This window comes from Nocardia sp. NPDC050713, assembly GCF_040654315.1.
Lineage (GTDB): Bacteria > Actinomycetota > Actinomycetes > Mycobacteriales > Mycobacteriaceae > Nocardia.
The window spans coordinates 151,691-164,633 of record NZ_JBFAHS010000003.1 but is presented as its reverse complement, the minus strand read 5'-3'; the positions used below and the strand labels follow the sequence as shown (position 1 = coordinate 164,633).

General features: G+C 67.8%; 16 protein-coding genes. 8 read left to right on the top strand and 8 right to left on the bottom strand.

What is annotated here, in order from left to right; all coding sequences use genetic code 11:
* Positions 1 to 39 precede the first annotated feature (39 nt).
* Together AB0H49_RS07245 and AB0H49_RS07240 are read left to right on the top strand one after the other, a co-directional pair.
* Positions 40 to 1,368 carry an MFS transporter gene (locus tag AB0H49_RS07245; RefSeq protein WP_354999784.1) on the top strand — a complete coding sequence of 443 codons (1,329 nt, stop codon included), beginning with the start codon at positions 40 to 42 and terminating at the stop codon, positions 1,366 to 1,368.
* Positions 1,365 to 2,576, top strand: a complete 1,212-nt coding sequence (locus AB0H49_RS07240; protein ID WP_357248293.1) for a cytochrome P450 — start codon at positions 1,365 to 1,367, stop codon at positions 2,574 to 2,576. The genes AB0H49_RS07245 and AB0H49_RS07240 overlap by 4 nt, the downstream gene beginning before the upstream one ends.
* Here AB0H49_RS07240 and AB0H49_RS07235 read toward each other — a convergent pair.
* The 3 genes from AB0H49_RS07235 to AB0H49_RS07225 form a co-directional block, all read right to left on the bottom strand.
* The gene (locus AB0H49_RS07235) at positions 2,566 to 2,910 is read right to left on the bottom strand and encodes a helix-turn-helix transcriptional regulator (RefSeq protein WP_354999782.1); all 345 of its coding nucleotides are present in this window, start codon (positions 2,908 to 2,910) and stop codon (positions 2,566 to 2,568) included. The two genes, AB0H49_RS07240 and AB0H49_RS07235, sit on opposite strands and share 11 nt — an antisense overlap.
* A 65-nt stretch (positions 2,911 to 2,975) precedes the next feature.
* Positions 2,976 to 3,791 carry a MerR family transcriptional regulator gene (locus AB0H49_RS07230; protein WP_357248290.1) on the bottom strand — a complete coding sequence of 272 codons (816 nt, stop codon included), beginning with the start codon at positions 3,789 to 3,791 and terminating at the stop codon, positions 2,976 to 2,978.
* 15 nt (positions 3,792 to 3,806) lie between these two features.
* Positions 3,807 to 4,709: an alpha/beta hydrolase gene (locus AB0H49_RS07225; protein ID WP_357248287.1), complete on the bottom strand. Its 903-nt coding sequence runs from the start codon at positions 4,707 to 4,709 to the stop codon at positions 3,807 to 3,809.
* Positions 4,710 to 4,786: 77 nt separating this feature from the next.
* Here AB0H49_RS07225 and AB0H49_RS07220 point away from each other — a divergent pair, with 77 nt between their 5' ends.
* Complete coding sequence (locus AB0H49_RS07220; RefSeq protein ID WP_357248284.1) at positions 4,787 to 5,116, top strand: hypothetical protein; 330 nt, start codon at positions 4,787 to 4,789, stop codon at positions 5,114 to 5,116.
* A gap of 24 nt (positions 5,117 to 5,140) precedes the next feature.
* Here the strand turns inward: AB0H49_RS07220 and AB0H49_RS07215 are convergent, their stop codons facing one another.
* Positions 5,141 to 6,388 carry a helix-turn-helix domain-containing protein gene (locus tag AB0H49_RS07215; RefSeq protein ID WP_354999778.1) on the bottom strand — a complete coding sequence of 416 codons (1,248 nt, stop codon included), beginning with the start codon at positions 6,386 to 6,388 and terminating at the stop codon, positions 5,141 to 5,143.
* Between the two features lie 224 nt (positions 6,389 to 6,612).
* Between AB0H49_RS07215 and AB0H49_RS07210 the strand changes: the two genes are divergently transcribed.
* A complete protein-coding gene (locus tag AB0H49_RS07210) occupies positions 6,613 to 7,239 on the top strand; it encodes a helix-turn-helix domain-containing protein (protein WP_357248281.1) in 627 nt (208 codons plus the stop codon).
* Between the two features lie 48 nt (positions 7,240 to 7,287).
* Positions 7,288 to 7,596 carry an antibiotic biosynthesis monooxygenase family protein gene (locus tag AB0H49_RS07205; RefSeq protein WP_354999776.1) on the top strand — a complete coding sequence of 103 codons (309 nt, stop codon included), beginning with the start codon at positions 7,288 to 7,290 and terminating at the stop codon, positions 7,594 to 7,596.
* Between the two features lie 2 nt (positions 7,597 to 7,598).
* On the opposite strand, the gene AB0H49_RS07200 is transcribed toward AB0H49_RS07205, so the two are convergent.
* A complete protein-coding gene (locus AB0H49_RS07200) occupies positions 7,599 to 7,997 on the bottom strand; it encodes a MerR family transcriptional regulator (protein ID WP_354999775.1) in 399 nt (132 codons plus the stop codon).
* 48 nt (positions 7,998 to 8,045) lie between these two features.
* Here AB0H49_RS07200 and AB0H49_RS07195 point away from each other — a divergent pair, with 48 nt between their 5' ends.
* Positions 8,046 to 8,969, top strand: coding sequence for an NAD(P)-binding domain-containing protein (locus AB0H49_RS07195; RefSeq protein ID WP_357248276.1), 924 nt, complete (start codon positions 8,046 to 8,048; stop codon positions 8,967 to 8,969).
* Complete coding sequence (locus tag AB0H49_RS07190; RefSeq protein ID WP_357248273.1) at positions 8,966 to 9,397, top strand: PPOX class F420-dependent oxidoreductase; 432 nt, start codon at positions 8,966 to 8,968, stop codon at positions 9,395 to 9,397. Before AB0H49_RS07195 ends, AB0H49_RS07190 begins: the two co-directional genes overlap by 4 nt.
* 39 nt (positions 9,398 to 9,436) lie before the next feature.
* Here AB0H49_RS07190 and AB0H49_RS07185 read toward each other — a convergent pair whose 3' ends face one another.
* The 3 genes from AB0H49_RS07185 to AB0H49_RS07175 form a co-directional block, all read right to left on the bottom strand.
* Positions 9,437 to 10,480 carry an alpha/beta fold hydrolase gene (locus tag AB0H49_RS07185; protein WP_357248270.1) on the bottom strand — a complete coding sequence of 348 codons (1,044 nt, stop codon included), beginning with the start codon at positions 10,478 to 10,480 and terminating at the stop codon, positions 9,437 to 9,439.
* Positions 10,481 to 10,543: 63 nt separating this feature from the next.
* Positions 10,544 to 11,200 (bottom strand): PadR family transcriptional regulator, encoded by a 657-nt coding sequence (locus AB0H49_RS07180; protein WP_354999771.1) that lies wholly within the window; start codon positions 11,198 to 11,200, stop codon positions 10,544 to 10,546.
* A 145-nt stretch (positions 11,201 to 11,345) separates the two neighbouring features.
* A complete protein-coding gene (locus AB0H49_RS07175; RefSeq protein ID WP_357248266.1) occupies positions 11,346 to 11,912 on the bottom strand; it encodes a TetR/AcrR family transcriptional regulator in 567 nt (188 codons plus the stop codon).
* 72 nt (positions 11,913 to 11,984) lie between these two features.
* On the opposite strand from AB0H49_RS07175, the gene AB0H49_RS07170 reads away from it, so the two are divergent.
* Positions 11,985 to 12,830, top strand: a complete 846-nt coding sequence (locus AB0H49_RS07170; RefSeq protein WP_357248262.1) for an NAD(P)H-binding protein — start codon at positions 11,985 to 11,987, stop codon at positions 12,828 to 12,830.
* Positions 12,831 to 12,943: the final 113 nt, after the last annotated feature.

Genomic DNA, 12,943 nt, shown 5'->3' with positions numbered 1-12,943 from the left:
GTTCCACAAGTCCTCTCACCCACCGTCACAGGGGTATTCATGTCGACCGTCACCGCCGAAACCGAAACCCAGAGCGCGCCACCCAGTAGCGCGACGCTGCCCGTGGTTCTCGCCGCTCAGTTCGTCACGCCTATGGCCATCGCGGGCACCGCGATCGCGCTACCGCTGATCTCGCGCGATCTCGGCTCGAATCCCACTGCGCTGCAATGGGTTGTCAACGGCTTCAACATCGCCTTCGCGCTCACCACGCTGCTGTGGGGCGCGGCGAGTGACCGCATCGGGCACCGGCGCACCTTCGGGATCGGGGCCGCGCTCGTCGTCGCGGGCAGCGTCGGCAGCGTCGTGGCTCCGAACTTGCTCGTGCTCGACTTGGCCAGGGTGATCGCCGGTGTCGGCGCCGCGGCGATCCTGACCGGCGCCACCGCGCTACTGTCGACCGCGTACCAAGGGCCGCAACGTATTCGGGCCTTCGCTGTCTTCGGCACGGTCAACGGTTTGGGCCTGGCGCTCGGTCCGACCATCTCCGGCCTCTTGATCTCGCTGCTCGATTGGCGGGGTGTGTTCGTGGTGCACGCGGTGATCCTCGCGGCCGCGGGCATCGGTACACGCGTGCTGCCCGCCGCGAAACCCGCTGTCACCGAACACGGCCCGATCCTCGACCTGGGCCTACTGCGCAATCGGGAATTCCTGGCGATGTGCCTGGTGCCGGTCGCCGGCTCGATCGGCTTCGTCACCCTGCTGACCTATTTGCCCTCCGCGCTCAGCGGCATCACCGACCTGTCGGCGGGCACCTCCGGGTTGCTCATGCTCGCCATGACGATCCCCGTCTTCGTCGCACCGGTCGCCATCGGACAGCTGGTCACCCGCTTCCCGTCGCTGACCATCGGCAAGGTCGTCTACCTCAGCCTGGCCGCCTCGATCCTCGGCAACGCGGGCGTTCTCGCGCTCTCGCAGGACCGTTCGGTGGCCTGGATCATCTTGCCGATGGTGCTGCTCGGCCTCGGCTTCGGCTTGCCCATCGGGCTGGTCGACGGTCACGCGCTGTCGGTCGTGCCCGCCGAACGCGGCGGGACCGCGGCGGGCGTGCTGAACTTCTTCCGCATCGGCAGCGAAGCGATCTTCGTCGCCGGCTACGCCGTCGTGCTGTCCGCGGTCGTCGGCACCCAGCTCAGCGGATCGGCCGCCGACGACACCGCCGCGGGCCAATACGGACACCCCGACGTCTACCGCTCCGCCTTCACCACCACGGTCGGCGTGCTCATCGCCCTGCTCGTCGTGCTCACCATCCTCATCGTCGTGGTGCGCGGCACCGCACGAGCCACCGAGAACCGGGAAATCGGTTCCAGCCCAGAAGGAGTCAGCTCATGACCCACGCACTCGACGCCGTCCGGGTCGATGTCGACGGCATCGCGAACATCGCGCCGCCCACCATGATCGAACCGCTGTCGCAGCGCTCCGCCGGAGGATTGCCGCAGGTGAAATTGCCCAGTGGGCATACGGCCGTGCACGTGACCTCGTACCGGGACGTGCACGCGGTACTGACCGACCTGAGTTTCGCGCGGGCGGAAACCAACGTCGACGACGGGCCGAGCTTCCTGCCGACGATCATGCCGACGGAAATGCTGCTGAATCTGGACCATCCCGGGCACGGGCGGCTGAAAGGCTTTGTGGCGTCGGCCTACAGCGCCGCCACGATGACCCGCCGGGTGCCCGCGGTCCACCGGGTCCTCGACGACGCTCTCGCCGAACTACGGGCGCAGCGGGCGCGGGGGTCGGCGGATCTCGTTGGCGCGCTGCTGGATCCGGTGACCATCGGAGTCAATGTGGACTATCTCGGCATACCGACGGCCGATATCGCTTATTTCCGGCATCTTTCGCGAGAGATGCAGCTGGCCCACGACACCGATATCGACCAGCTGCTCGCCGACTTCTGGACGCTCTATCACTACCTCGAGGATCTGATCGCCCGGCGGCGCGAGCTGCGACCCGGCCTGATCATCGACCTGCTCGAGGCGCGTGAATCGGTCTCGCCGCCGGTTTCCGACGCGGAGTACGCGGCCATCCTGCTCGGATCGTTGGTCGGCGGTGATCAGAACATCCTTTCGGTGATCACCAAGATCGCCTATGTCGCGCTCGCGCGACCGGAGCTGTGGCAGTACCTGGTGCACAACCCGGACGCCATCCCCACCGCGGTGGAGGAGTTCCTGCGGTTGCTGCCGCTGGGCAGGATCTCGACCTTCCCCCGGGTCACCACCCGCGAGATCACGCTGACGCGGGGCGTGCTGCACCCCGGCGACATCGTGTACGCCGACGCGCATTCGGCGAATCGGGATCCCGAGGTGTACCCGGATCCGGCGGTCATCGATCCCGCGCGCGACGGGAAGCGGCACCTGCAGTTCGGGTACGGCATGCACCACTGCATGGGCGCGGCCATGGCGCGGATGGAGATCACCGAGGTGCTGCGCCGGCTGGTCACCGAGCTACCGACGCTCGAACTCGCGGTTGCGGAGCAGGAAATCCCCTGGGAGACCGGCGTTCTCGTGCACCGGCCGACGTCGCTCCCGGTCACCTGGTAGCGGGCTGGACCGGATGACGACCGCGGTCGGCGTCGAGGATCGCTCCCAGCAGCCCGGGGAACGCCCGCTCCATATCCTCGCGCCGCAGCTTCGTCATCCGGCCGTTGCCGACATCCCGCTGCCAGATCAACCCCGCCTTGCGCAGCACCCGAAAATGATGCGTCCGGGTCGACGGCGCCCACGGCATCCCGAACACACTGCAGAATTGCTCGGCGCCCTCCGGCTCGGCGTACAACTGCGCGATCACACTGCGCCGATTGTCGTCCGCGAGAGCGGCCAGCACCGCGGAAAGATCGAACTCCTCGAGATCGGGATGTCCATCGGCATCGGCCACGATCCCATTCCTTTCCGCCACGGCAGCTTTTTTGACGGCTGTCATACCTATGACAGTCATAGTACCTACCGCGTCGACCTGCCAACTCGGGCGCGCGCCGGGCTCAGGTGCCGTGTCCGGCGCTGTTCGGCGCGGTGGACGAGCGCGTCGACGATGCGTTGCCAGGCCGGTGATGCCTCGGAGATCCGGGAGGAGATCAGTTTCCGGGTCGTCGGCCCGGCGTCGTGCTCGTGTTCGATCTCCCAGGCGTCGAGGTCGTCGATGAGCTGGTTCAGGCGCGGATCGTGCGGGTCCCAGTCGAAGGCGTGATCGACCGCGAGATACAGGCGCATCGTCTCGGGGTCGTCGAAGTCGGCGTTCTTGTCGCGAATCCGCTGGGGCATGGCTTCCGGATCGAGTGCTTGCAGCAGGATCCAGGAGTCGCGCTCGAGGAGCACCCGCTGTTCGCTGACCCCGAGACCGCGCATGCGGTTCAGGATGGCGACCACCTCGGATGGCAGGACAAGCCTTTCGCCGCTTGCCAATTCGGCGATCCGGGCGCGGTATTCGGTGAGTTGGTCGATCTTGCGCCGCAATTCGGCGTCGACATCGGTGATGGCCGCGGCGAATTCGGTGGGCCGCGCGTGTAGCAGGGCGTCGATCCTGGCCAGCGGAACACCGGCGTCGGCGAGGGTTCTGATCCGGATGAGGTCCACCGCCGCTTGCGCGCTGTAGCGGCGGTAGCCGGAGGCATCGCGCTCGGGCTCGGGCAGCAGGCCGACGTGATGGTAGTGGCGAACGGCGCGCACCGTCACGCCCGCGGTCGCCGCGAGCTGGCCGATCGTGAGCACCGTCCTCCTCGGGTCTACGCCGAACATGATCGCGTCGAGTGTAGGCGGCATGGCTTGTCGGTGAGATCAGCGGCGAGCCGCCCGTGCGAGGACGTCGCGGATCGCCTGGACCACGGCGTCGGGACGGTCGAAGCAGAGCCGATGGTGCGCGGTGTCGGAGAGAACGCGTTGTTCCCCGTGCGAGACCGCGCTCACCAGGGCCGCGTCCATGCGCCTCCTGCCGGCTCGCATCTGCCGCTGCGTCTCCGCCGGCTGGGCGGGATCGGCGCCCAGCGCGCTGAGCGCGACGACCGGAACATCAGGGAGGTTCGGTCCGGCCCGCAGTTCGGTGGCCAGTTCGGTCAGATTGCTGCGCTCGGCTATGCCGACCCGGATCCATTCGTCGCTCTCCTTGGCCTCGATCAGCGAGCGCCGGACGTGCTCCGGGTAGTCCGCGAGCAACTCGGCGCGCATCGCGCGCAGCACCGGGCGCAGCTGCTCGAGCTGCTCCGGACCGGTGCCCATCCGCTCGGCCGCGGCCAGCCGCATCGCGGGCGGCATGAAGTCGTCCCAGTCGCGGTGCAGGCCGTCCAACCAGACCAGTCCGGCCACGTCTCGCGGGTACAGCTGCGCGAACCGATGCGCGTAGAAGCCGCCCAGCGAGTGTGGCGCGAGAACATAGGGAGCGGGGATGTTCTGAGCACGCAGCAGCACGCGCAGTTCCGTGGCGACCGCGGCGGCGGTGCGCGGCAACGGCACGGGGTCGCTGTAGCCGGTACCCGCGCGGTCGTACACCACCGCGGTGGTGAATTCTGAAACCTGCTGCTGCACACCGAGGTAATCCAGTCCGACCGCGCTGGCGCCCGGCAGGAACACGACGGCGGGGCCGCCACTCCCCGACCGATGCACGAAAACGCGGCGGCCGTCGACTTGCTGGAACCCACCGACCGGCGGAGCGAGCCGTGCCGAGGGGGTGCTGTTGTTCGTCATGCGACAAGCCTCCAACCCTGACGCACGGTCAAGGTCAAACCCCGGTGCGCGGATACCGCGAGAGATACGCTGGCCGGGTGGAGGTCAGCCGATTGCTGGAGGCCCGGGGCGCCTTCCAGGTGGCCGCCGAGCACGTCGTCCATGCGCCGCCTGCCTTGTTCGGCGGGTTGGGGGTTCGGCGAGCGTTCGGATTCGACGTCGACCAACCGGAGCCGGCGCGACGCAACAAGATTCCCGGTGGCACCGTGAAGATCGTGTGCGCGCTCGATGGCACCGTCGACGGCGTGCGCCGTGATCCGTCGGTGCTGGTGATGGGCATGTACGACCGCGGAACGACCGCCACGCATGTCGGCCGGATGTGCAGTGTGCAAATGGAGCAGCCGCCAGCGGTGCCGCTGAAGCGGTGACCGGCGTGGGCATTTCGGCGTTCGCTACCGGGCAACCCGCCGCTCGGTGAAATCGGCGTCGCGGTGACTGCGGGCCACCATCGCCGAGCGCAGGTACCAGAGTCCCGAGGCCTGGGTCGGGTCGAAGTCGATGAGCTGACCGATTCGCTTGAGGCGGTAGTCGACGGTGTTGGTGTGCACGTGCAGCAGGCGCGCGGTGCGCTGGCGGTTGAGGTTGGTGGCGATGTACATCTGCAGGGTCTCGAAGAACTCCGGATACTCTTCCAACGGATCCAGCAGCGAACCGAGGAAATCGCGGGCCGGGCCGGGACGGGTCAGCTGATACTCCAACGCCATGTCGTTGAACCGATACAACCCGGTGTCGAACCGCAAGCGCTGCACGATGTCCAGCAGCTCGTGCGCCTCGTCGGCGGCCTCGGGAATGCGCCGCAGCCCAGCCTCCACCGCGGTCGCCCTGATCGGCGTCTGAGCCGCGTCCGACAGCCACTTCACCAGGAAATCCAAGGTGTCGTCCTCGAATTCGTTGGCGGGCAGCAGAATCGTTCCTCCGTCGACGCTCAACAGCGAGAGCGCGCGTTCCCCGCATCGGGTCGCCAGTTCCGCCTGCACCCGGCGCAACTTGCGCCGCGCCACCACCTTCGGATCGAGCTTGGGATTCGCTTCGTCGCGGTGCGGCGGAATATGCAGTGCCAGAATGTGATAGGCGTCCGCGATCGGGACGCCGCACTCGCGGGCCATCGTGGAGGTGCTGTTGCCGCCGAGCAGCGCCGAGGTGAGCGTGTGCACCGCCGCATGGTGTTCGCTGACCACGGCTTTGAGCTCTCGCACGTAGGCGACCGACACGGTCGCGCCGATGGTGTCCAGGATATCCATCAGCCGCCGTGCGACATTCAGCAAACTCTGCTGGTCGCTGGTCGTCGCCTTGGCCAGGACCATATCGAAGCCGAGTTTGACACCCGCGTGGATGGCGTGCTGGATCGTGTCGATCGGAACTCCCTCGCGCGCCCACTGCGCGGCCGCCACGCCGACCCGCCCGATCTCGGCATCGATGTCGTCACCGCCGTCGAGCATCCGTGTCGCCAGCTCCAGGCACACACGCGTTACCGCGGCGACATCGCCGTCCAGCGCGTCACCGGGCAGGGTGTTGCACGGTACGACCGTCTCCAGGAAGTGACCGACCATCCGCTCCGAGATCGTGCGAACGTCCCGCAAATGCGTCGATACGGGACGACCTGACACCGTTAGGTCCTCGGCGACCTGCTCTGCGGACATCGAACCTCCCGCGGCTAGAACACGTTTCCCCACCGTATCCTCGCGAAACCCCACTCCCGCCACCTCACAACCGACTTTGTGGCAGCTGGGCGACTTCCCGACTTCCTTTGTCTCCCAGGACATATTGGTAGGACCCGCAGTCTCAGTAACTGCTTCGGCGCGCGAGATCCTATTGACTTTACGTGTACTCTAATCAATATATGAGGCAGAAATCGGAGAGGTGAGTGACCGAACCACCCCCGCGGCGAACCTACGATTCCCTGCGGCGACACGCTCAGGCGCAGCGCACGCGGGTGGAGATCGCCGACGCCGCTCGTCGGCTGTTCGTCGCGCAGGGCTGGGCGTCGACCACCGTGCGCGATGTGGCGCGCGAGGCGGGCGTTTCGGTGCCGACGGTCTATGCCGCGTACGGCAACAAGGCGGGCCTGGTCTGGGCGCTGGTGGACGCGGCCGACCTGTCCGCCGATCTCCCCCGCCTGCTCACCGAATTGGACGAATCCACCACGCCTGAGCGGCAACTCGCCGCAATGGCGGGCTACGACCGTCGGCTCCTCGAACGCGCCGGTGATCTCGTCGCGCTGATCCGCGAAGCCGGTCGCACCGAGGTTGATTTCGCCACCGTCTACGCGCAGGTCCGCCGCGCGGCCGACCGGGTCCGCGCCGAGGTCTTCGAGGCTTGGCCGGATGACGCCCTGCGTCCCGGCGTGGACCTGTCCACCGCCCTCGACATCTACGCCGCGCTGTGCAACATCGACGTCTACACCACGCTCACCGTCGAACGCGGGTGGCAACCCGACCAGGTCGAGCGGTGGTGGAGCGAGGCGCTGGTCCGTCAACTGCTGCGCGGATGACATCTCCTACTTCGAACCGAAATCACCGAAGACGAAAGGACATTCACCATGCCTGATCAGGGCGTCACCTTCATCAATGTGATCGAACTACCCGCCGACCGCATCGAGGAATTCGTCGAGCAGTGGCGCGAACGCGCGGCTCTCATGCGCGAAGCACCCGGATTCCGCGATGTGCGACTGCACCGAGCGCTGATGTCCGACACTCGATTCCAGCTGATCAACGTCGCCCATTGGGACAGCGTCGAGGCGTGCGAGGCCGCCGGACTCAACAAGACGGTGGTGGCCTCGGTCGCGGAGGCCGAGAAATTCGCCGACGCGAACCCCGGCCTCTATCACGTTGTCGCCGAATACCTCTGAACTCACCGACCCGCGGTGGTCTCGCACGGCGAATAGTCACCCGAGGGCGCGCGCTCCTCGGTGTTCTCGATGTAGTCGAGCAGCGCCTGTCTCGTCCGGGTCAGCGTGGCGATCTGCTCGTCGAGTCCGGCGAGGCGGCCGCGCAGGGTGTCGAACAACTCCGGGCACGGTACGAGATCGGCGTCCTCGCCGGTGATGCACGGCTGGAGGTAGCCGATCTCCTCGGTCGACAGGCCCGCGTCGAGGAGCTTCCTGATCTGCGTCACCGTCACCACCGAGTCGTCGGCGTACTGCCGGTAGCCATTGCTGCCGCGGTCGGGTTCGAGCAGCCCCTGGGCTTCGTAATACCGCAACTGATGGGCGTGGACCCCGGTTCGTCTGCTCAGTTCGCCGATCAACATGGCGCGCTCCTTGACCTTCATACCGGTGTGAACGTTGAGGATCGTGTCATGACGATCGACTCGACACAAGAGCAGGCGCCGACGCGCGAATCCGGCACCGAGACCGTGACGGTCCTCGGCCTCGGCATGATGGGTCACGCGCTCGCGAAAGCGTTCCAACGCAAGGGATATCGGACCGTGATGTGGAATCGCACGGCGGCGAAAGCCGCGGATCTGGTGGCGGACGGCGCCGAGCTCGCGGCGTCCGTCGGCGACGCGGTCGCGGCCGGTCGGCTCCTTGTCGTGTGCCTGTCCGACTACGACTCGGTGCACGAGATCCTGGATCCGCTGAACAGGGCGCTGGACGGACACGTCCTGGTGAACCTGACCTCGGGCACCTCGGCGCAGGCCAGACAGACCGCGGAATGGGCGGCGCGGCAAGGGTGCGCGTATCTCGACGGCGCCATCCTCGGCGTTCCCGCGGCGATCGGCTCGACGGATGCCGAGATCATCTACAGCGGCCCGCGCGCGGCCTTCGACGCACACGAAGAGACCCTCCAGAACTTCGGCCGCGCAACCTATCTCGGCGAGGACCACGGTCTGTCGTCGTTGCACGACGTGGCGGTGCTGAATCTGATGTGGGGAATCCTGAACGCGTTTCTGCACAGCGCAGCACTGCTGGGCGCCGCCGGAGTACGCGCCGATGCCTTCGCGCCCTTGGCGACTCGCGGCGTCGGCACCGTCGGTGATTGGCTGACCGGATACGCGCAGCAGATCGACGCGCGCGACTACCCGGTGCTGGACGCCACAATCCACACGCACCTCGCCACCATGGAGCACGTCATCGAGGAGTGCGAGGCGGCGGGCGTCAGCGCCGAAATCCCCAGGTTCGTCAAGGCATTGGCGGACCGGGCCGTGACCGCCGGACGCGGCGACGAAGGCTACGCGGCCTTGATCGAGCTGTTCCGGGACGACTCGGTGACGCCACGGTGAGCGCCGAACCGTTCGACCCTCGCGCGCTGTTGGGGGAGAGCGAACTCGGTGTGCTCGCGACCATCAAAGCGTCCGGACGGCCCCAGCTCTCACCCGTGACGCCGTACTACGACCGCGCGACGGACCGGATCTACTTCGCGACCGACGAGGGTTCGGCCAAGACGGTCAACCTGCGGCGCGACCCGCGCGCCAGTCTGGAGGTCACCCGACCGGACGGCTGGGCGTGGACCACCGCCGAGGGCACCGCGACACTGACGGGGCCCGGAACGGATCCGCACGGTCCCGAGGTGGAGGCCCTGGTGGAGTACTACCGCGCCGCCGCGGGCGAGCATCCCGATTGGGCGGAGTACCGAGCGGTGATGGTCGCCGAGCGGCGGGTGCTCGTCACGATCGCGGTCGAGCACGTCTACGGCGCCCGGCTGCGGTGATCGGGCCGGGCGGTTCACATCCCGCCCGGCCGACCCCGATCAGGAATTGCCCGCGATGATCACCTGCGGGATACCGGTGCCCAGCGGCACCGCCGCGCAGGTGGGCGTCGGGGCGTGCACGGGATCGAGCGCCCGCAGCACCAGCTGCTGCACGAACGGGTCGTAGACCATGTGGAAGTGACCGGTCAGGTTGGCCGGGCACAGATCCTGCACGACGATGTTCTCGGCGCCCGCCCCACGCAGCGCGATATTGCTGAAGGGCTGGATCATCTCGTCGACCCGGCTGCCGATGGTCACGTAGCGGACACCGGGCACGGTATCGCCGCCCGCGTTGAGTTCGAGCATGATCGGCGAGCCCTGCGCCTGCTGCACCGCCGCGGTCGAGGTGACCCTGGCGAACACGTCCAGCGCGCCCGGGATCACCTGCGCCACCGGCACCAGCCCGTACATCACCCCGCCGTAGCTCGGCGACGCCACGCCGACCCACTGGGCCACCTTCGCGGCGCCGCCGAGCTTGTTGGTGTAGAGCCGGGTCACGTTGGCGCCCTGGGAGAATCCGACGAGATCCACCTTCGCGGCGCCGGTCGCCGCCAGCACCCGATCGACGAACATGCCGATCTGCTGGGCGCTCGCGCGCAGGTCCTCGGTGCCGTAGGTGTCGGCGCCCGGCGCGCCGCCGTAGTTGAGCGCGAAGACGCAGAATCCGGCCGCCACCAACTGCGGACCGATCGCCGACCAATCGGAGTAGGCGGTGGAGTCGGTGCCGTGCGCCAGCACGACGGGACGGGGGTGGGCCGCGGTGGGACGGCAACCGAAATCGTTGGTGCCCAGCGGCGTGGCGTTCTTGTTCTCCTTCAGAAGCCGCGCGGCGGCCAGGTGGTCGGGCTGCGGCGGCGCGCCGACGGTCGGCACGTCGGGCGCCCGGACGACGAGCGGTTCGGCGATATCGCCCGGTTCGGCGACGGCGGTGGTCGACCCGCCCACACCCGAGCCGACCAGCACTCCCGCGACCAGCGCGAACGCCATTGCGCCGCGCCAAACCTGTGACCTACCCCAACCCCACGAACCAATCGGCTGTTCCATATCACAATGATCTACCCGATCGACGCGAAAAACGCACGCTCGAGCGATGTTTCGTGATCGTTACTATTCGGTAGCTTCGTCCTCGGCGAGGATGCGGTAGAGCGAACGGCGAGTGTCGTTCAGGATCTCGGCCGCCTTCGCCGCTTGCTCGGGGGTGCCGACGGCGGCCACCTGTGCGACCGCCCCCATCACTCCGCCGACCAATCCCCGCAGGTCGATAGCTTGCGCGCCGACGTCCGCCTTGACCTGCGCCCAGGGGTCGCCGAGTTCCTCACGATGCTCGGTGACGTACTCGCCGCCCGCCTCGGTGAGCTTGGCGGTCTTGCGACCGGCAACCTTCTCGATGAGGACCAGGCCCTCGTCCTCCAGCTGCGCGAGCGCCGGGTAGATCGATCCGGGACTCGGCCGCCAGATGTCGTCGCTGCGCTCACGGATCTGCTGGATCAGCTCGTAGCCGTGCATCGGCCGCTCGGTCAGCAGCAGCAGCACGGCGGCGCGCACGTCGCCGCGCCTGCCACGACCCCCGCGGCCGCGACCTCGTCCGAATTGCGGGCCGAAGCCCGGCCCGAAACCCGGACCGAAGCCGGGACCGAACTCGGGGCCGAAGCCGTGCCTGCCGCCGTGCCGGTGCGGTCCGCGTCCGAACTCGCCACGGCCGGGCTTGCGCCAACGGCCGCCGCGTCCGAACTCTCTGTTCTGCGTGTTCTCGATGTTTTCCATGTCGGCCCTCCTTGGGCTCTCGTGTTCATTTCACAGTATCGACGATATATCGACAATGCATCGAACACAAGGAGGTCTTCGAGTATTCCCCGCGAGAAACGCCTCGGGCGCGCCTGTGCACCACAGGCGCGCCCGAAGCAAGTCGCTACAGCGAGTCGATCCAGTCCTGGAGCCGCTTTCCCTCGGCCGCCATCAGCTCGGGATCACGGAAGGTGTTGGTGAGCAGGGAGATTCCCTGATAGGAAGCAATGAGCGCCACCGCGAGATCCCGGGCGTCGGCGCGGCCGATTTCCGCGAACTGTCGCTCGACCCAGTCCAGCAGCGTCCGCATCACGTCGGCCGCGCGACCGTCCAGCGGGTCGGTGCGCTTGTGCAGCTCGGCGGTCAGCGAGCCGAATGGGCAGCCGTGCCGGACGGCCATCTCGCGCTCGTCGACCCAGCCTTGGACCAGCGCCTTCAGCCGCTCCCGCGGCGTCGGCAGGGCATCCAAGTTCGCGGTGAGCTCGTCCAGACCCTTCGCGTGCGCGCCGATGGCCGCCTCGATCAGCTGATCCTTGGTTTTGAAGTAGTAGTACACGTTGCCGACGGGCACTTCGGCGGTGCGCGCGATGTCGGCGATGGTGGTCTTCTCGACGCCGCGCTCGTAGAACTCGCGCACTGCCGCGTCGACCAGCCGCTCGCGCTTGCCCGCCTTCTCGACTGAGTTAGTCACACAACTGACTATAGACAGCCGCGCGATCCTCCACTACGTTTCTTTTAGTCAGCCAACTAACTAGGAGTGCACATGATCGTGGTGACCGGGGCGACCGGCAATATCGGACGCTCGCTCGTCCCGCTGCTCGCAGCGTCGGGGACGCGGGTGACGGCCGTCTCGCGGGGAGTCGGGTCGATCGCCCTACCGGAAGGAGTCCGGCACGTCGCGGCGGATCTCGCCGATCCCGCGAGCCTCTCCCCCGCCCTCGCGGGCGCCGAGGCGTTGTTCCTGTTGATCACCGGTGAGCAGTTGATGGCGGGACCGGAACCGGAGGAAGTTCTGGGCGTCGCTGCCGAGGCGGGCGTACGGAGGGTGGTCTTCGTGTCCTCGCTCGGTACTCAAACCCGCCCCGATGCCGCGGGCTACGACCGAATGCGCGCTTACGAGAAGGCACTTCGGGCTTCGTCTTTGGAATGGACCATCCTGCGGCCCGGCGGTTTCTTCAGCAACACCTACGCGTGGGTGGAGTCGGTGCGCGGCGAGCAGACCGTCGCCGCGCCGTTCGGATCGGTCGGGCTGCCCTCGGTGGACCCGGCCGACATCGCGGCCGTCGCCGCCGCGGCGTTGCGCGAGGACGGGCACGCCGGCCGGATCTACACCCTGACCGGACCCGTACCGATCACGCCACGCGAGCAGGCGGCGGCACTCGGTGCGGCCCTCGGCACCGAAGTCCGTTTCGTCGAACTCTCGGCGGCCCAAGCGCGCGAAGCCATGCTCCGCTTCATGCCGAAAGCGGTCGCCGACCACACGCTGGAGATTCTCGGTTCGCCGACGCCCGACGAACTGCTCATCAGCCCGGACATCGAGAAGGTGCTCGGTCGGCCAGCGAGCACGTATGCCGAATGGGCGGAACGGAATCGGGCTGTCTTCGCCTGACGCGCAGGACCCGGCGTCCGCGCCCAGCGGGTGCACGCTGCTCCCGCCCGGAGCTCCGCACGGGCTTCGTTCGGCGATCTGACGGCGGTGTGGGGTTTCGACCGGCGTGACAG